Source organism: Nocardioides litoris (assembly GCF_006346315.1).
GTDB lineage: Bacteria > Actinomycetota > Actinomycetes > Propionibacteriales > Nocardioidaceae > Nocardioides > Nocardioides litoris.
Map to the genome: position 1 here is coordinate 312,514 of NZ_VDMR01000008.1, position 17,510 is coordinate 330,023.

At 75.6% G+C, this 17,510-nt stretch carries 13 protein-coding genes and 1 riboswitch; of the genes, 6 read left to right on the forward strand and 7 right to left on the reverse strand.

Annotated features, from left to right (window positions below):
- The first annotated feature begins 4 nt into the window (after positions 1-4).
- Both FJQ57_RS19390 and FJQ57_RS19395 read left to right on the forward strand, forming a co-directional pair.
- A complete protein-coding gene (locus tag FJQ57_RS19390; protein ID WP_139983481.1) occupies positions 5-1,180 on the forward strand; it encodes an exonuclease SbcCD subunit D in 1,176 nt (391 codons plus the stop codon).
- Positions 1,180-4,116, forward strand: coding sequence for an AAA family ATPase (locus FJQ57_RS19395; RefSeq protein ID WP_139983483.1), 2,937 nt, complete (start codon positions 1,180-1,182; stop codon positions 4,114-4,116). The genes FJQ57_RS19390 and FJQ57_RS19395 overlap by 1 nt, the downstream gene beginning before the upstream one ends.
- Before the next feature lie 23 nt (positions 4,117-4,139).
- Here the strand turns inward: FJQ57_RS19395 and FJQ57_RS19400 are convergent, their stop codons facing one another.
- Complete coding sequence (locus FJQ57_RS19400; RefSeq protein WP_139983485.1) at positions 4,140-4,673, reverse strand: type 1 glutamine amidotransferase domain-containing protein; 534 nt, start codon at positions 4,671-4,673, stop codon at positions 4,140-4,142.
- A 216-nt stretch (positions 4,674-4,889) separates the two neighbouring features.
- Positions 4,890-5,618 carry a sulfotransferase family protein gene (locus FJQ57_RS19405; protein ID WP_170219514.1) on the reverse strand — a complete coding sequence of 243 codons (729 nt, stop codon included), beginning with the start codon at positions 5,616-5,618 and terminating at the stop codon, positions 4,890-4,892.
- A gap of 37 nt (positions 5,619-5,655) precedes the next feature.
- Between FJQ57_RS19405 and FJQ57_RS19410 the strand changes: the two genes are divergently transcribed.
- The 4 genes from FJQ57_RS19410 to FJQ57_RS19425 all read left to right on the forward strand — a co-directional run bounded on the left by FJQ57_RS19410 (position 5,656) and on the right by FJQ57_RS19425 (position 10,092).
- On the forward strand, positions 5,656-7,197 hold the full coding sequence (locus FJQ57_RS19410) for a TldD/PmbA family protein (protein WP_139983489.1): 1,542 nt from the start codon (positions 5,656-5,658) through the stop codon (positions 7,195-7,197).
- Positions 7,197-8,600, forward strand: coding sequence for a metallopeptidase TldD-related protein (locus tag FJQ57_RS19415; protein WP_139983491.1), 1,404 nt, complete (start codon positions 7,197-7,199; stop codon positions 8,598-8,600). Before FJQ57_RS19410 ends, FJQ57_RS19415 begins: the two co-directional genes overlap by 1 nt.
- A gap of 104 nt (positions 8,601-8,704) precedes the next feature.
- A complete protein-coding gene (locus FJQ57_RS19420; protein WP_139983493.1) occupies positions 8,705-9,391 on the forward strand; it encodes an Ig-like domain-containing protein in 687 nt (228 codons plus the stop codon).
- Positions 9,392-9,465: 74 nt separating this feature from the next.
- Positions 9,466-10,092, forward strand: a complete 627-nt coding sequence (locus FJQ57_RS19425) for a hypothetical protein (protein WP_139983495.1) — start codon at positions 9,466-9,468, stop codon at positions 10,090-10,092.
- A gap of 24 nt (positions 10,093-10,116) precedes the next feature.
- Here the strand turns inward: FJQ57_RS19425 and FJQ57_RS19430 are convergent, their stop codons facing one another.
- The 5 genes from FJQ57_RS19430 to FJQ57_RS19450 all read right to left on the reverse strand — a co-directional run bounded on the left by FJQ57_RS19430 (position 10,117) and on the right by FJQ57_RS19450 (position 17,283).
- Entirely contained in the window at positions 10,117-11,682 is a 1,566-nt protein-coding gene (locus FJQ57_RS19430; protein WP_139983497.1) for a CYTH and CHAD domain-containing protein, read from the reverse strand.
- Positions 11,683-11,719: 37 nt separating this feature from the next.
- A complete protein-coding gene (locus FJQ57_RS19435; protein ID WP_139983499.1) occupies positions 11,720-12,976 on the reverse strand; it encodes a serine hydrolase domain-containing protein in 1,257 nt (418 codons plus the stop codon).
- A complete protein-coding gene (gene gcvP, locus FJQ57_RS19440) occupies positions 12,973-15,873 on the reverse strand; it encodes an aminomethyl-transferring glycine dehydrogenase (RefSeq protein WP_139983501.1) in 2,901 nt (966 codons plus the stop codon). Before gcvP ends, FJQ57_RS19435 begins: the two co-directional genes overlap by 4 nt.
- 70 nt (positions 15,874-15,943) lie before the next feature.
- Positions 15,944-16,036, reverse strand: a riboswitch (glycine riboswitch).
- Between the two features lie 64 nt (positions 16,037-16,100).
- Complete coding sequence (locus FJQ57_RS19445) at positions 16,101-16,583, reverse strand: NUDIX hydrolase (RefSeq protein WP_139983502.1); 483 nt, start codon at positions 16,581-16,583, stop codon at positions 16,101-16,103.
- Positions 16,584-16,677: 94 nt separating this feature from the next.
- Entirely contained in the window at positions 16,678-17,283 is a 606-nt protein-coding gene (locus tag FJQ57_RS19450) for a MerR family transcriptional regulator (protein WP_139983504.1), read from the reverse strand.
- Positions 17,284-17,510: the final 227 nt, after the last annotated feature.

Sequence of the window (17,510 nt, forward strand, 5' to 3'; positions counted from 1 at the left end):
TCGCGTGCGCATCCTCCACACCTCCGACTGGCACCTGGGCCGGTCGTTCCACCGCGAGGGGATGCTCACCCACCAGGCCGCGTTCGTCGACCACCTGCTCGAGGTCGTCGCGACCGAGCGGGTCGACCTGGTCGTCGTCGCCGGCGACGTCTACGACCGCGCCCTGCCGCCGGTCGACGCCGTGCGCCTGGCCGACGAGACCCTCGTGCGCCTGGCCGCTTCTCGGGCCGCGGTCGTGGTGACCAGCGGCAACCACGACTCCGCGCAGCGGCTCGGGTTCTCCTCCCGGCTCATCGACGCCGCGGGCGTGCACCTGCGCACCGACGTCGGCGGGGTCGGCACCCCCGTCGTGCTCCACGACGCCCACGGACCGGTCGCCGTGCACGGCCTGCCCTACCTCGACCCGCACGCGGTCGCCGACCCCTGGGCGCTGCCGCGGCGCAGCCACGAGGCCGCGCTCTCCGAGGCCATGACCCGCGTGCGCCGCGACCTGGCCGCCCGACCCGGCACCCGCTCGGTCGTGCTGGCCCACGCCTTCGTGGCGGGCGCGCAGCCGTCCGACTCCGAGCGCGACATCAGCGTCGGCGGCGTCGCGCGCGTGCCGACGAGCGTCTTCGACGGCGTCGACTACGTCGCCCTGGGGCACCTGCACGGCCCGCACGTCCTGGCCGACCACGTCCGCTACAGCGGATCGCCCCTGGCCTACTCCTTCTCCGAGGCCGGCCACCGCAAGGGGTCGTGGCTCGTCGACCTCGATGCCGCCGGGGCCGCGCACGCGACCTGGGTCGAGGCGCCGGTCCCGCGGCCGCTGGCCCGGCTCCGCGGCACGCTCGACGACCTGCTCGCCGACCCCGCGCACGCGCCCGCCGAGGACGCCTGGGTCGAGGTCACGCTCACCGACGCCCGGCGTCCCGCGCAGGCCATGGACCGCCTGCGCCGGCGGTTCCCGCACACGCTCCTGCTCGGGTTCGACACCGGCCGTCCCGTCGTCGGAGCCGCGCCCGCGATGGCCTCGCGGGGTCGCCGCGACCACGACGTCGCCCGCGAGTTCGTCACCGAGCTGCGCGGCAGCGCGCCCACCGGGGCCGAGGGCGCGCTGCTCGACCTCGCCGTCGACGCCTGCTGCGGTCTCGACGCCGCCGACGGCGAGCGTCCCGACACGCTCGTGGCGACGGGCTGATGCGGCTCCACCGCCTCGAGGCCCAGGCCTTCGGCCCGTTCGCCGCCCGGGTCGAGGTCGACTTCGACGAGCTGTCCGAGGCCGGGCTGTTCCTGCTCTCCGGTCCCACCGGCGCCGGCAAGACCAGCGTCCTCGACGCCGTCTGCTTCGCGCTGTACGGCGACGTGCCGGGCGACCGGGCTGCGGCCAAGCGGCTGCGGTGCGACCAGGCCGAGCCCGGCCTGGCCCCCGAGGTGCGGCTCGAGGCGACGCTGGGCGGCCGCCGCTTCCGGCTCGTCCGGTCCCCCGCCTGGCAGCGCCCCAAGAAGCGCGGCACCGGCACCACCACCGAGCAGGCCCACGCCACCGTCTCCGAGCTCGTCGACGGCGCGTGGGTGCCGCTGTCGAGCCGGATCGACGAGACCGGCGACCTCGTCGCCCGGGTCACCGGGCTGACGATGAGCCAGTTCACCCAGGTCGCGATGCTGCCCCAGGGCCGGTTCCAGACCTTCCTGCGCGCCGACTCCGACCAGCGGCACCGGCTGCTCCAGCAGCTCTTCCGCACTGGCCGCTTCGAGGCCGTCGAGCGCTGGCTGGTCGAGCGTCGACGCACCCTGGCCCGACGCCACGTCGAGGCCCGCCACCACGTCGACGCCGTGGTCAGCCGCAGTGCCGAGGCCGCGGGCGTCGAGGGGCCCGACCGCGACGACCCCGACCTCGACCTGCGGGCATGGCTGGCGGCGCTGGTCGCCGACGCCGCCTCCGAGGCCTCCGGCACGGGCGAGGCGGCGGCCTCCGCTGCCGAGGAGGAGCAGGCCGCGCGCGTGGAGGCCGAGGAGGTCCGCGCCGTCGCCGCCCGGGCCACCCGCCGCGCCCGGGCTGCGTCCGAGCTGGCCGCCCTCGAGGCCGACGCCGCGACCCACGCCGTCGACCTGGCCCGGCTCGACGCGGCGCGCCGGGCCGCCGGCGTACGCCCCCTGCACGAGATGGTCCTCGCCGCCACCGCGGCCTCCGTCGCCGCCGCCGACGCCGTCGACGAGGCACGGGGGCGGCTGCGTCGTCACGCCGGTGACGCCCCGGTCCGGGCGCTGGCCGAGCAGGCCTCGGTGCAGGTCGCTCGCGCCCGCGCCTTCGGACCCCGCGCCGCACGCCTGGCGGCGGCCCGCGCCGACCTGGCCTCCACCGCCGCCGACCTGGCCGCCGTCGCCCGGGCCGTGGCCGACGCCGACCACCGCCGTGCCGTCCTGCCCGGACTGCTCGAGCAGGCCCGGCTCCGGGCCTCGTCGGCCGCCGCGGCGGCCGCCGCCGTCGAGACCCTCACCGCCGAGCGCGTGACGCTCGAGAGCCGCCTCGCCGCCCACCTCGAGGTGGCCCGGCTGTCCACGCTCGCCGACCGGGCCCGCCAGGCCTGGCTCGACGCCCGCGAGCGCACGGTCAGCCGCCGCGAGGAGCTCGTGGTGCTGCAGCACGCCCGGCTCGAGGGCATGGCGGCCGAGCTCGCCGGCGCGCTCGCCGTGGGCGCGTGCTGCCCGGTGTGCGGCTCGGCCGACCACCCCGACAAGGCCCGCACCGCCCCCGGTGCGCCCGACGCGGTGGCCGAGCGCGCCGCGCGGAGCGCCGTCGACGATGCCGCAGCCGAGGAGCTCGCGCTCGACGACCACGTGCGCGGACTGCAGTCGTCGCTGGCCGCGGCCCGCGCCCGGGCCGGCGACGAGACCGCCGACGCCACGGCCGCACGCCTCGACGACGCCCGCGCCCGGGCCGCGGCGGCGCAGGAGGAGGCCGCCGAGCGCGAGGCGCACGAGGCCGAGGCCGTGCAGACGGCCGCCGAGCTCGAGCGGACCGACCGCGAGCTGGTCGAGCTGCGTGAGCGGCGGGCCGCGCTGGTCGCGACCGAGCAGGTCCTGGTGACCGAGGTGGCAGGGCTCGACGAGGAGCTCGCGGCGCTGCTCGAGGACCACCCGACGCTCGACGACCTGGTCGACCACCATGCGCAGACCGCCGACCTGTGCGCCGACGCGCAGCGCCGGGCCGACGACGCCGACCGGGCCCGCGCGGCGGCCGCCGACGCCCGCCGGGCACTGGTCGACGCCGCCGCCGACGCCGGCTTCGACGACCCCCACGAGGCCGTCGCCGCGGCCCTGGACCGCGCCGGCCTGGCCGCGCTCGCCGACCGGGTCCAGGCCCACGACCGTCGCCTGTCCACCCTGCGTGAGGTCGTCGCCGAGATCGCCGAGACCGAGGTGCCCGACGTCGCCATCCACGAGTCCCGCCATCGGGCCGCCCTGGCGGCACTGACGGCCGCCGAGGCCCGGGCCCGCTCGTGCGCCGCGCGGCTCGGACGGCTCGGTGGCCTGCGCACCGAGCTCGACCGCGCCCTGGCGGACGAGGAGCCGCTGCGCGCCGAGCACGCGCTGACCGCCGGGCTGGCGTCGTTCGTCGAGGGCACCTCACCCGACAACCAGCTGCGGATGCGGCTCTCGGCGTACGTCCTGGCCTACCGGCTCTCCCAGGTCGTCGACGCCGCCAACGAGCGATTGGCCCGGATGAGCGACCAGCGCTACTCCCTCGAGCACACCGGCCGCCGCGGCGCCGGCGAGACCCGCGGCGGGCTGAGCCTGCTCGTGCGCGACGACTGGTCCGGCGAGTCGCGCGACCCGGCCACGCTCTCGGGCGGCGAGACCTTCGTCGTCTCGCTGGCCCTCGCGCTCGGTCTGGCCGACGTCATCGCCCACGAGGCGGGCGGCGTGCGGCTGGAGACGCTGTTCGTCGACGAGGGCTTCGGCTCGCTCGACGCCGACACCCTCGACGACGTCATGGACACCCTCGACGCGCTGCGCGACGGCGGCCGGGTGGTCGGGGTGGTCAGCCACGTGGCGGAGATGCGCGACCGCATCCCCGCCCAGGTCGTGGTGACCAAGTCACGCCGCGGGTCGACCCTGGCCCTGCGGCGCTAGCGTGCCCGGCCGGTGCGCACCGGTCAGGAGGGCGAACCGAGGGCGTCGAGCAGCGCGCTGGTGAACGCCGGGATGTCGTCGGGGTTGCGGCTGGTGATGAGGTTGGCGTCGGTGACGACCTCCTCGTCCTTCCACTCCCCGCCCGCGTTGCGCACGTCGGTCTGCAGGCTGGGCCACGAGGTGATCGTGCGGCCCGAGAGCACGCCCGCCTCGACCAGCGTCCACGGCGCGTGGCAGATCGCCGCCACCGGCTTGCCGGACTCGACGAACTGCTTGACGAACGACACGGCGTCCTCGTCGGTGCGCAGCGCGTCGGGGTTGGCGACGCCGCCGGGCAGGACCAGACCGGCGTAGTCGTCGACGTCGGCCTCTGCGACCAGCTTGTCCACGGCCTGGGTGCCGGCCTTGTCGAGGTGGTCGAAGAGCTGCGCCTCGCCGGACTCCGGCGCCAGCAGCACGGGCTCGAACCCGGCATCTTCCACGGCGGCCCACGGCTCGGTGAGCTCGACCTTCTCGATGCCCTCGTTGGCGGTCAGGAACGCGATCTTGGTGGCCATGCCCCGACGGTAGGCAGGCCGGTCCGCCCACCACCCCGCCCAGGCGGGTGGCTGGTCCTCACCCCACCGGTGCGGTGTCCGAGCTGGCCAGGGAGATCCCGCGCTGGGCGGGCAATGCATTGGCCGACGAGCGCGAGAACTGCCCGCCCAGCTGGAGGAACACCCGGTCAACCGGGTGTTCCTCACACCCCCCGGGGCATCAAGGCGGCGCCGGCCTCAGCCGGAGACCGACCACGACGAAACGTCGAGGCCCCAGTCGTCGCGCAGGCGCGCGGCCTGCGGGCGGTAGAGCACCTCCAGCGACTCGCGCAGCCCGGGTGTCCACTCCCAGTCCTCCCGGGAGGACGACCCGGAGGCGCGGTCGACGTCGGCGAGCGGCACCGGGTCGAGACCGAGCAGGCCCCAGAGGTGGTCCAGGGTGGCCTGCGCGTCGCGGCGGGCCTCCTCGAAGACGAGCACGTGCATCCGCTCGCGCCCGATCGCGGCGGCCCACACGTCGAGCTGGTCGGCGTACATGCCGGTCCAGGTCTGCACGGTGATCGGCACCGGGTAGGGCCACGGGGCCTTCTGGCCCGACGCCTCGCGGGTGGCGGCGAGCCGCATCGCTGAGCGGAACCGCTCGACCGGGTCGCGCAGCACGACCAGCACCGGCACGTCGGGCAGCAGCCGGGCCACGGCGCCGGGGCAGGAGGCGTGCCGCAGGTACTGCGGCGTCCAGTCGCCGCGGGCGACGCCGTCGGCCGGGAAGAGGTCGAGGTAGGCCGAGGCCGGCTCGCGTCCGTCGCCGACCTTGTGGAGCAGGTGCTGCTCCTTCTTGCCGTTGGTGCCGAGGCCGACCCGCGGGTGCTGGACGAGCAGGTCGGTCAGCCAGGTGGTGCCGCTGCGCTGCGCGCCGATCCCCAGCCACGCCGGACCGGCACCCGCCCCCGACCCCGCGATTCCCATGGCGCGGACCCTACTGGCGCCCGCTAGGTTCCTCGACATGAGTGGTCTCGACCCGACCTTCCTCGACCTCCCGTTCCGCGCCCTCGGCGACGCGGCCCTCACCCGGGCCCGCGAGCTGGGCGTGACGCACGCCGACTTCCGGTTCGAGCGCGTGCGCTACCAGAGCCTGCGGGTGCGCGACGGCGTCCTGCAGGGCGCGAGCGACGCCGAGGACCTCGGCTTCGCCGTCCGCGTGGTCCACCGCGGCTCGTGGGGCTTCGCCGCGGGCGTCGTGCTCACGCCCGAGGAGGCCGTGCGGGTGGCCGAGACCGCCGTCGCCGTCGCCACCGTCGCGGCCGGCATGACCAGCAGCCCGGTCGAGATCGCCGACGAGCCCGTGCACGCCGACGCCACCTGGGTCAGCGCCTACGACGTCAACCCGCTCGACGTGCCCGTCGCGGAGAAGGCCGCGGTGCTGGTCGACTGGACCGAGCGGCTGCGCACCGGCGCGGCCGTCGACCACGCGTCGGCGTACGTGCTGCAGGTGCAGGAGAACAAGTACTACGCCGACCTGGCCGGCACGACGACCACCCAACAGCGGGTGCGGCTGCAGCCGGGGTTCGAGGCGATGGGCGCGGGCGCGGACACCTTCGACTCGATGGCCAGCATCGCCCCGCCGGTCGGCCGCGGTTGGGAGTACGTCACCGGGAGCGCCGAGCAGGGCGCGTGGGACTGGGACGCCGAGGTCGACGAGGTGCCCGAGCTGCTGGCCGAGAAGCTCAAGGCGCCCAGCGTCGAGGCCGGCACCTACGACCTCGTCATCCACCCCAGCAACCTGTGGCTGACGATCCACGAGTCGATCGGCCACGCCACCGAGCTCGACCGGGCGCTGGGCTACGAGGCCAACTACGCCGGCACCTCGTTCGCCACGCCCGACCAGCTCGGCACGCTGCGCTACGGCAGCGACGTCATGCACGTGACCGGCGACCGCACCCAGCCGCACGGCCTGGCCACCACCGGGTACGACGACGAGGGGGTGCAGACGCAGGAGTGGGACATCGTGCGCGACGGCGTCCTGGTCGGCTACCAGCTCGACCGGCCGATGGGCGTGATGCTGCCCGAGCTCAACCCCGGGCCCGACGGGAGGGGCCGCTCCAACGGCTGCGCCTACGCCGACTCGCCCGGCCACATCCCGATCCAGCGGATGGCCAACGTGTCCCTGCAGCCCGACCCGTCGCCCGACGCGCCCTCGACCGACGACCTCATCGGGCGGGTCGAGCGCGGCCTCTACGTCGTGGGCGACAAGTCGTGGTCGATCGACATGCAGCGCTTCAACTTCCAGTTCACCGGCCAGCGGTTCTACACCATCGCTGACGGCCAGCTGGTCGGCCAGGTCCGTGACGTCGCCTACCAGGCCACGACCACCGACTTCTGGGGGTCCATGGAGGCCGTGGGCGGGCGCGACACCTGGGTGCTCGGCGGCGCGTTCAACTGCGGCAAGGCCCAGCCGGGCCAGGTCGCGGCGGTCAGCCACGGCTGCCCCACCTCGCTGTTCCGCGGCGTCCGGATCCTCAACACGCTCCAGGAGGGCGGCAACTGATGAGCACGGGCACGAACACCACGCCCCAGTCCCTGGTCGAGCAGGCCCTCGCTGCCACCACCGCCGACGACTGCGTGGTCGTCGTGCGCGACCAGACCAGCGCCAACCTGCGCTGGGCCGGCAACACCCTCACCACCAACGGCGTCATGCACGGCCTCAGCGTCACCGTGGTGTCCTTCGTCGGCGAGGCCACGGCCTCGGTCACCGGCAGCGCGACCACGCAGGCCCAGGTCACCGACCTGGTCGGCAAGGCCGACGCCGCCGCCCGCGCCGCGTCGCCGGCCGAGGACCGCAACCCGCTCCTCACCCCCGCCGACGCGCCCGCGGGCGCGGGCGCCGACTGGGACGACGCGCCCGAGCCCACCGACATCCACGTCTACGACGTGTTCGCGCCCGCGCTGGGCGAGGCGTTCGGTCGGGCGCAGGCCGGCGACCGCATCCTCTACGGGTTCGTCAACCACGAGGTCACCACGACCTACCTCGGCTCGACCACCGGCCTGCGGCTGCGCCACGTGCAGCCCACCGGTCACTACGGCTGCACCGGCAAGAACACCGCGCTGACCGAGAGCGCCTGGGTCGGCGGCGCCACCCGCGACTTCACCGACGTCGACGCCGTGGCCATCGACGCCGAGGTCGCCCAACGGCTGGCCTGGGGCCGTCGCCGCGTCGACCTGCCTGCCGGCCGCTACGACACGATCCTGCCGCCCTCGGCCGTGGCCGACGTGATGATCGACGCCTACTGGTACGCCGGCGCCCGCACCGCGTGGGAGGGGCAGTCGGTCTACAGCCGCCGCCCCACCGGCACCCGCATCGGCGAGCGCATCACCGCGCCCGGCGTCCACCTCTTCAGCGACCCCGCCCACCCCGGGCTGGAGTGCGCGCCGTTCGCGGTCGCCACGTCCTCGGGCGACGAGAGCTCGGTCTACGACAACGGCCTGCCACTGGGCCGCACCGACTGGATCCGCGACGGCGAGCTCACCGCGCTGCTGCAGACCCGCCACACCGCCGCCCTGACCGGGCAGCCGACCACGCCCGCGATCGACAACCTCGTCCTCGAGGTCGACGCCGGCGCCGGGTCCATCGACGACCTCGTCGCCGGCACCGAGCGCGGCCTGCTGCTGACCTGCTTGTGGTACATCCGCGAGGTCGACCCGCAGTCGCTCCTGCTGACCGGCCTGACCCGCGACGGGGTCTACCTCGTCGAGGGCGGCGAGATCACCGGGTCGGTCAACAACTTCCGCTGGAACGAGAGCCCCATCGACCTGCTGCGGCGCTCCACCCACGCCTCGGCCACCGTGCCGAGCTTCAGCCGCGAGTGGGGCGACGACTACTTCTCCCGCACCGCGACCCCCGCGCTGCGGGTGCCCGACTTCAACATGTCGAGCGTCAGCCAGGCGATGTAGGTCGCGGCGTCGATCGGTGGCGACGCAACCCGGGACAGCGGGCCCGCCGTCCCCTAGGCTCGGTCACTCCCCCCACGTCCGTCCCTCCTCCCCCAGGAGTCGTCGTGCGTGCCACCCCCGCTCGCCCCACCGCTCGTCCCGTCGCTCGTCCTGTCGCCCTGCTCGCGTCCGCCACCCTGGCGCTGGCCGTGGTCGCCCCGGCCCACGCCGCCGGGACCGAGGAACCGTCCACGCCGCGCGCCGCACCGGTCACCGCGCCCGACGCCACCACGCTCCGCACCGGCGCGTACGCCGGCGGGCCGGCGTACGTCGACGTGCTGGCCAACGACCACGACCCCGACGGCGACAGCCTGGCCATCTGCCGGGTCGAGGTGCCGCGCGGCGTCCCGCTCGACGCCGTCGCCGACGGTGACCCGCTCACCGGGCAGCGGCTCGTCCTGGTCGCGACCGCCCACCGCTCGGCGACCTACGAGCTGACCTACTGGGCCTGCGACCACGACTTCCTCACCCCGGCCACGGTCACCGTGACCGTCCAGGCCGCCCCCGAGGTCGAGGCGCGGCCGGCGGCGCGGCGCGGGCGCGTGCTGTTCCACAACCCGACCCGCGGCCCCGTCGTCGTGGCCTACGGCAGCCGCGCCCGGCCCGCGCCCGACGCGCGGGTGCGCATCCCCGCCCGCGGCTGGCGCACCGTCCGCACCCCGCGGCAGCGGCTGGCCTGGACCGCGTCGCGCCCGCGCACCGGCGAGGTCGTCGGCGCCGGCACGGTGCGCGGCGTGCAGCACCGACGCTGACGGTGCCGTTCGGCGGACGGACGGGCGGCCCCGCCACTACCGTGGGCCTGCTCGCCCTTCTCCCCAGGAGCCGCATGTCCGCCCGCACCCCCGCGCTCGCCCTGGCCGGCCTGCTTGCCGGCCCGCTGCTCGCCGTGACCGCCGTGACCACCGCCGCCCCGGCCCAGGCGCAGGTGCTGCCCTCCGACGACGTGTTCCTCGTCTACGCCGGCAGCCGCTACACCCTGGCCCCGCTGGCCAACGACGGCGCCGTCGGCGACCGCGGCCGCCCCCGCCTGTGCGGCCTGCGCGGCGGCCACCCGTCCCGCGCGTACGTCGAGACGTCCGGCGACCGGGTCGTCGTCGAGGCCCTCGGGGGCTGGCGGGGCACGCTCACCTACACCTACGACGTGTGCGACGGCGAGTCCCGCGCGTCGGCGACCATGACCGTCGAGGTCGACGCCCTCCTCGACCTGCGGGCCAGGCGCAAGCGCGGTGCACCCGGCGCCTTCGTCGTGCGCAACCCCAACCAGGTGCCGGTCACGGTGAGCTGGGGCAGCGAGTCCTCCGGCCGGCCCTCGGGCACCCGGTCGGTGCCGGCCAACCGCGCCGTCACCCTCAAGGTCCGCCAGGCCTCGGCCTACTGGGTCGGGTTCGTGCGCGACCGCGGGGTCGTCGTCACGGCCGGCGACGGCGTCGTCCGGGGCCTGCGCCGCCGCTGAGCCCGCGCGCCACGAGCTCCTCGCTCAGCGGAGCCAGGCCCGCAGCCGCGCCTTGCGCACCCGTTGCCAGACCTCGCCGAACTCCGCCTCCAGCGTCTCGCCCCGCGCCGCCTCGCGCGCGTGCAGCACGCCGTAGGTGAAGGCGTTCTCGCCGTCCGTGGCGGCGGCGCGGGCGATCCGCAGCAGCTCGACGCGGGCCACGGCGCTGTCGTTGCGGTCACCCAGCACCTGGGTGACGTCCTGGGCGGCCTTGCGCAGGCGCTTGGCGTCGCCGCCCCAGCCCGGCTCGAGCGCCTCGCAGGCGTAGCGGGCGCGCTTGGCCGCCTTGCGGACGTCGTGCAGGGCCTCGTCGATCGCCTCGTCGGCGCTCGCCGCCGCCCCGCCGGACCCGGCCGGCCCCGCGGCGCGCACGTCCTGCAGCGCGACCACCAGGTCGACGCGCTGCCGCAGCCGCCGCCAGTCGCGGGCGACCCGGTCGAGCAGCACCTCCGCCGCCGGCGCCTCGGCGGCGTCGGTGAACGGGGGGCGGGCCTCCAGGGCGGCGAGCCGCCGCAGCAGCCGCAGGTAGCGCGGGGAGTCGAGGACGGCCTGCGCGTGGCCGTCGGCGGCGCGCAGCCGCTCGGCGTACGTCCGGTCGATGCGGCGCCGCACCGGGCCGACCACCAGCCCCCGTGGCAGCTCGTCGACCAGCTCGCGCAGCCTCTCGTGCATGACCTCGGCGTCGCGACCGTCGCCGAGCGTGCGGGCCAGCCAGCGCAGCTCGTCGCGCAGCGGGTCGGTGACGGTGCGGTCGACCACCGGCCGGTAGGTCGCCAGCGCACCGCGCAGCCGTCGGCAGGTCACCCGCAGCTGGTGGACGCCGTCGTCGACCCCGCGTCGTACGTCGCAGTCGCGGTGGCGCAGCTCGCCCACGAGCTCGGCGAGGCGGCCGTGCAGCACCTCCCCCGCCGTCCGGTCGGCGTCGTCGGACCCGGGTCGGGGTGCGGCGGGATGGGCGGCGAGCCGCTCGGCCAGGACGGTCCCGATCTTGCGCTGCTCCTGGGCGGGGTGGATGCCGGCCTCGGCCAGGAGCTCCTCGGCGGCGTCGAGCAGCGCCGGTCCGGCGCCGACGAGCTCGACCTCGACCTCGCGCCAGGACGAGCCCGGCCGACCGTCGGCGGGCGTGCCCACCACCGCGTCGTCGGCGACCTCGGCCAGGGTCTCCCCGGCGGCGTCGAGGAGCAGGCGGGTGGTGCGCACCGTCTCGACCGTGGCCACCGGAGCCAGGGAGCGGCCGTGGCTCCACGCCGTCACCGCCCGGGCCAGCGGGGCCGGCACCCGCTGTGCCGAGCCGAGCGCCCGGCGCAGCTCGTCGCGGCCGTCGCCCGCCGGCACCTTGAGGTGCCATCCCTCGTCGAGGCCACCCGTGCGCCGCCGCAGGGTCACCCCGCCACGCACCAGCGCGAGGTCGTCGGTGTCGAGGTAGGTCGCGGCGAGGGTGTCGGTGCGGGGCTCGCCCACCGAGGCCACCCCGGGCAGCGCGGACAGGTCGGGCAGGACGTCGGTGGCGTCGAGGGCCCAGGCCCGCTCGACCTCGTGGTGCGCGCTCACGCCCCTAGTAGTAGCGGACCGGGGTGAACGCCCCGGCTCACCCGCCCGGGATCGGCGCCGCGGGGTCGTGGGGCACCCGCGTCCAGACGAACGTGGCGCACTCGAGGTGGGTGGGGTGCACGTGCAGCGTCTCGCCGCGGTGGTAGCCCTCCACGCCGACGAGGCGGCCGTCGGGTCCGACGGTGAAGGCGTGCTGGAAGGCGCCCGTCTGCAGCCCGCGCACCTCGAGCCGGCCGTCCTGCCAGCGCCAGTCCTGGGCGGTGTGGCCCCAGAACCACAGCCCGAGCAGCGGCTCGGCGACGGCAGGGACCGCGGTGGTGGGCTCCCACGGCTCGGCCGGCCCGGGCTCGGGTCCGGTCAGCAGGGCCGCCGGCACGCCGTCGGCGAGCAGGCCGGTCGTGGCGTCGGCCAGCACCACCGCGCCGTCCCCCGTGGCCGGGTCGACGAACAGCGAGGCCACGAAGCCCGGCATCGACCCCGTGTGCCCGACGTACGTCGTCCCGCCGGCCTCGACCCGTCGCAGCCCGAGCCCGTAGCCCGGGTCGAGGCGGGGCTCGCGCATCTCGGCCAGGGTGGCCCTGGCGAGCAGGTCGGCGCCGCGGGGGTGGCGACCGGCGAGGAAGGCGGCCCAGGTGGCCAGGTCGCCCACGGTGCTCCACAGCTGGCCGGCCGGGCCCATGGCGCCGGTGTCGGTGTGCGGCTCCTCGGCCAGCCGGCCCGTGAAGTGCTCGACGCTGTGCCCCTGTGCGTGCGGGGCGACCGGACCCCACGTGGTGCGGTCCATGCCGAGCGGGTCGAGCAGCCGCTCCTGCGCGACCTCGCGCCACGGCGCGCCCCGGTGCCGTTCGACGACGCCGCCCAGCAGGCCGTAGCCGAGGTTGGAGTAGTGGTAGAACGGCTCGTCCCCCGGCCCGACCACCGCGCCCGAGCCGTCGTGGGCCGCGAGGAGCGCGTCGAGGTCGCCGCCGTCGGTGCGCTCCCACCACGGGCCGGCGGGCTCGCTCTGCATCCCGCCGGTGTGGCCGAGCAGGTCGGCCAGCACCACGTCGGCGTACCCGCGCACGGGCAGGTGGTCGCCGAGCCGGTCGTCGAGCGAGAGCACGCCCTCGTCGCGCAGCTGCAGCACCAGGACGGCGGTCAGGGTCTTGGTGATCGACCCGATCCGGTAGGCGGTGGCCGGGTCGGCCCGCACCCCTGCGCTGTCGGCGACCTCGCCGCCCCGCAGCACCGCGCCGACCACCGAGGGCAGCCGGCCGCGGCGCTGGAGGGCGACGAGCCGCGTCTGCAGGCTCACGCCGGGGCGGGCGCCTCGTCGAAGGCCTCGGCGAACACCTCGGGCGAGGGGCACGAGCACTGCAGGTTGCGGTCGCCGTAGGCCTGGTCGATGCGGCCGACCGGCGGCCAGTACTTGTCGGGGTCGGGGCCGGTCGGGAAGACCGCCAGCTCGCGGGAGTAGGCCCGGTCCCACTCGCCGACGAGGGCGCGGGTGGTGTGCGGCGCGCCCCGCAGCGGCGAGTCCTCCGGCGCCCACTCACCGGCGCCGACCCGGTCGATCTCGCCCTTGATCGCGATCATCGCGTCGCAGAACCGGTCGATCTCGGCGAGGTCCTCGGACTCGGTCGGCTCGACCATGAGGGTGCCGGCGACCGGGAACGACATCGTCGGGGCGTGGAAGCCGTAGTCGATGAGCCGCTTGGCCACGTCGTCGATGCTGACGCCGGTCTGCTTGGTCAGGCCCCGGACGTCGAGGATGCACTCGTGGGCGACGAGCCCGCCGTGGCCGGTGTAGAGCACCGGGAAGTGCTCGCCGAGCCGGTGGGCGACGTAGTTGGCCGCCAGCACCGCGCTCGAGGTGGCGCGGGTCAGCCCGGCGCCGCCCATCAGCCGCACGTAGGCCCACGAGATCGGCAGGATGCCCGCCGACCCGTACGGCGCCGCGCTGATCGGCCCGATGCCCTCCCGCTTGGCGGGCTCGGGGTGCATGCCGTGGCTGGGCAGGTAGGGCGCCAGGTGGGCGCGCACGCCGACCGGGCCGACGCCGGGGCCGCCGCCGCCGTGCGGGATGCAGAAGGTCTTGTGCAGGTTGAGGTGGGACACGTCGCCGCCGAACTCGCCGGGCTTGGCGTGCCCGACGAGGGCGTTGAGGTTGGCCCCGTCGACGTACACCTGGCCCCCGGCGGCGTGCACGACCTCGCACAGCTCGGTGATGGTGTCCTCGTAGGCCCCGTGTGTCGAGGGGTAGGTGACCATGATCGCGGCCAGCGCGTCGGCGTGCTTGTCGCACTGGGCGCGCAGGTCGTCCATGTCGACGGTGCCGTCGTCGGCGTTCTTGACCACGACGACCCGCATGCCGGCCATCACGGCCGAGGCGGCGTTGGTGCCGTGGGCCGAGGCCGGGATGAGGCAGACGTCGCGGCCCGTGTCGCCGTTCGCGTGGTGGTAGCCGCGGATGGCCAGCAGGCCCGCGAGCTCGCCCTGGGAGCCGGCGTTGGGCTGGATCGAGACGCGGTCGTAGCCGGTGACCTCGGCCAGCCAGCCCTCGAGGTCGTCGACCAGGCGGCGGTAGCCGGCCGCGTCCTCGGCGGGGGCGAAGGGGTGCAGGTCGGCGAAGCCCGGCAGCGAGACCGGCTCCATCTCGGTCGTGGCGTTGAGCTTCATCGTGCACGACCCGAGCGGGATCATGCCGCGGTCGAGGGCGTAGTCGCGGGCCGAGAGCCGGCGCAGGTAGCGCAGCATCGAGGTCTCGCTGTGGTGGGCGGAGAACACCTCGTGCGTCAGGTACGGCGTCTGGCGGCGCAGCGGGTCGGGCAGCGCGTCGCCGACGGCCTGGTCGAACCCGTCGACGTCGGCGGTCAGGCCGAAGGCCTTGAGCACGCCGTCGACCGTCGAGCGGGTCGTGGTCTCCGAGGTCGACAGCCCGACCGTGTCGGCGTCGACCAGGCGCAGGTGGATGCCGAGGGCGCGAGCCGCGGCGACGACCGAGGCCGCCCGCCCCGGGGCCGCGACCTCCAGGGTGTCGAAGAACTGCTCGTGGGCCACGGCGTACCCGCCGTCGGCGAGCGCGCGGGCCAGCACGGCGGCGTACCGGTGGGTGCGGGTCGCGATCTGCCGCAGGCCCTCGGGACCGTGGTAGACGGCGTACATCGAGGCCACGACGGCCAGCAGCACCTGGGCGGTGCAGATGTTGGACGTCGCCTTGTCGCGGCGGATGTGCTGCTCGCGGGTCTGCAGGGCCAGGCGGTAGGCCGGGCGGCCGTCGGCGTCGACGCTCACGCCGACCAGGCGGCCGGGCAGGTGCCGCTCGAGACCGGGACCGACGGCCATGAACCCGGCGTGCGGGCCGCCGTAGAACAGGGGCACGCCGAAGCGCTGGCTCGATCCGACGACGACGTCGGCGCCCATCGACCCGGGCGACTCGAGCAGGGTCAGGGCGAGCAGGTCGGCGGCGACGACAGCCAGGCCGCCGGCCTCGTGGGTGGCCTGCACGACCGGGCGCGGGTCGAGGATGCGGCCCGAGGCGCCGGGGTACTGCAGGAGCACGCCCGACGGCGGCTGCTCGGTGGTCGGCAGGCCCTGGGCCAGGTCGGCCACCACGACCTCGATGCCCATCGCCTCGGCACGGGTGCGCACGACCTCGATGGTCTGCGGCAGCGCGTCGGCGTCGACGACGAACGGGCCGGTCGCCTTCTTGTTGGCCCGGCGCACCAGCGTCATGGCCTCGGCGGCCGCGGTGCCCTCGTCGAGCAGGCTGGCGCCCGCCACGGGCAGGCCGGCCAGGTCGGAGACGACGGTCTGGAAGTTGATGAGGGCCTCGAGGCGGCCCTGGCTGATCTCGGGCTGGTACGGCGTGTAGGCGGTGTACCAGCTCGGGTCCTCGAGCACGTTGCGGCGCACCACGGGCGGGGTGATCGTGCCGTGGTAGCCCAGGCCGATCATCGGCTCGGCCGGTCGGTTCATGCCGGCGATGGCCCGCAGCTCGCGCGAGGCCTGGGCCTCGCTGAGCGGGCGGGGCAGGTCGAGGACCTCGGTGTCGCGGATGCCACCGGGCACGGCCGCGGCCATCAGCTCCTCGAGCGAGGCGTAGCCGAGGGCGGAGAGCATCGTGGCGACGTCGTCGGGGCCGAGGCCGACGTGCCGGTCGACGAAGGGCAGCGCGGCGTCGAGCTCGCTGAGGCTGGGGTGGTCGGACACAGGGGCTCCTCGGGTCGGATGACCGGTCGCCTCCCCCTCTGTCACCCCGCCGGTGGGGCTCCACAGGTGCCTGCTCCGCGCGGTCCGGTTGCCTGAGAGGTTCCGGGGAGGAATTGCCCCTTCGGCGCTTGCCTGCTGCACAAGACTCTCCCGCGCGGGATCATCAGCCGTTCCAGGCTAGCCGACCGGTCGTCATGCGGTCAGATCCACGCCAGCCAGAGGTGCGGTCAGAGGTGGGCCGGGCCGCCGTCCCACGCCACGGCCAGATCGAGGCGGGCACGGAGGTCGGCCGGCATGTCGGGCAGCCCGTCCAGCGGCCACCACCGGGCGTCGGTCGACTCCTCGTCCGCGGCCCGCGGCTCGCCCGAGACCCAGCGGCAGCGGAAGGTCAGGTCGAGGTACTGCGCCCGGTCGCCGTTGTCGTAGGTCATCTCGGGCAGCACGTGCACTCGCACGAGGCCCTCGACCTCGCAGACGACGCCCGCCTCCTCCAGGCACTCGCGCACCGCGGTCGTCGCCGGGTGCTCCCCCGGGTCGACGACCCCGGTGACGGGCGTCCACCACCCGTTGTCGGAGCGCTCGACGAGCAGCACCTCGTCGGCACCGCCGTCGGGCGCCGGTCGCAGCACCACCGCGGTCGCGCCCGGCATCCACAGCAGCGCGGTGCCGACCTTCTCGCGCAGGGCCAGGACGTACGGCGGGGTGGGCACCCGGCCACGCTAGACCGCCGGCGCCCCGGCGTACGACGACGGCCCGCCGCAGGCTGCGACGGGCCGTCTGGACCGTGAGGACTCGGGCGGGGTGTCAGCCGGTCTGGCGCGCCTGGCGCCGGGCGGCGAGCTCGTCGCCCGCGCTGGGCGCGGCCGGGGCGGCGGTCTCGGTGGCCTTCTCGCTGGGCAGCTCGGTGAGGGTGCCCTCGAGCTCGCGCCACACACCGCCGATGGCGATGCCGAACACGCCCTGGCCGCCCTGGAGCAGGTCGATGACCTCGTCGTTGGAGGTGCACTCGTAGACCGAGGCGCCGTCGCTCATCAGGGTCACGGTGGTCAGGTCGTCGGTGCCGCGCTCGCGCAGGTGGTTGACCGCGACCCGGATCTGCTGCAGGGAGATGCCGGCGTCGAGCAGCCGCTTGATGACCTTGAGGATGAGGATGTCGCGGAAGGAGTACAGCCGCTGCGACCCCGACCCCTTCGCGCCGCGCACCTCGGGCTCGATGAGCCCGGTGCGGGCCCAGTAGTCGAGCTGGCGGTAGGTGATGCCGGCGGCGTTGCACGCGGTCGGGCCGCGGTAGCCCCGGTCGCTGGGCAGCGGGGAGACGTCGTCGGTGAAGAGCAGCCCCTGCTCCTCCGCGGCCTCGGCGGCCTCGGCCTCGCGGCCGTCGGCGCCGTCCTGCGGCTTCTGCTCGAACACTGCGGTCCTCCGGGTCTCTTGCTTCGCGGCCGGCGGCCCTGCAGCTCCGGGGAAGGTGTCGGGGGCGACACGCGTGGAGTTACAACGAAGACACTCGACGGTACGACGTCCGCCCGACCCGGTCAAAGAACCTCCCGGCGTGTCGCAACCCTCACCCTCCACTCGACCCTGACGGTCTGGACGGCCCGGCCGGCACGCATGCAACTCACCGTCCGGTGGTCTTCCCC

What these genes read in the sequence shown, in the direction of transcription:
- FJQ57_RS19395 (WP_139983483.1), top strand. Translation starts at nt 1,180, where the DNA reads ATGCGGCTCCACCGCCTCGAGGCCCAGGCCTTCGGCCCGTTCGCCGCC.
- FJQ57_RS19400 (WP_139983485.1), bottom strand. Translation starts at nt 4,673, where the DNA reads ATGGCCACCAAGATCGCGTTCCTGACCGCCAACGAGGGCATCGAGAAG.
- FJQ57_RS19405 (WP_170219514.1), bottom strand. Translation starts at nt 5,618, where the DNA reads ATGGGAATCGCGGGGTCGGGGGCGGGTGCCGGTCCGGCGTGGCTGGGG.
- FJQ57_RS19410 (WP_139983489.1), top strand. Translation starts at nt 5,656, where the DNA reads ATGAGTGGTCTCGACCCGACCTTCCTCGACCTCCCGTTCCGCGCCCTC.
- FJQ57_RS19415 (WP_139983491.1), top strand. Translation starts at nt 7,197, where the DNA reads ATGAGCACGGGCACGAACACCACGCCCCAGTCCCTGGTCGAGCAGGCC.
- FJQ57_RS19425 (WP_139983495.1), top strand. Translation starts at nt 9,466, where the DNA reads ATGTCCGCCCGCACCCCCGCGCTCGCCCTGGCCGGCCTGCTTGCCGGC.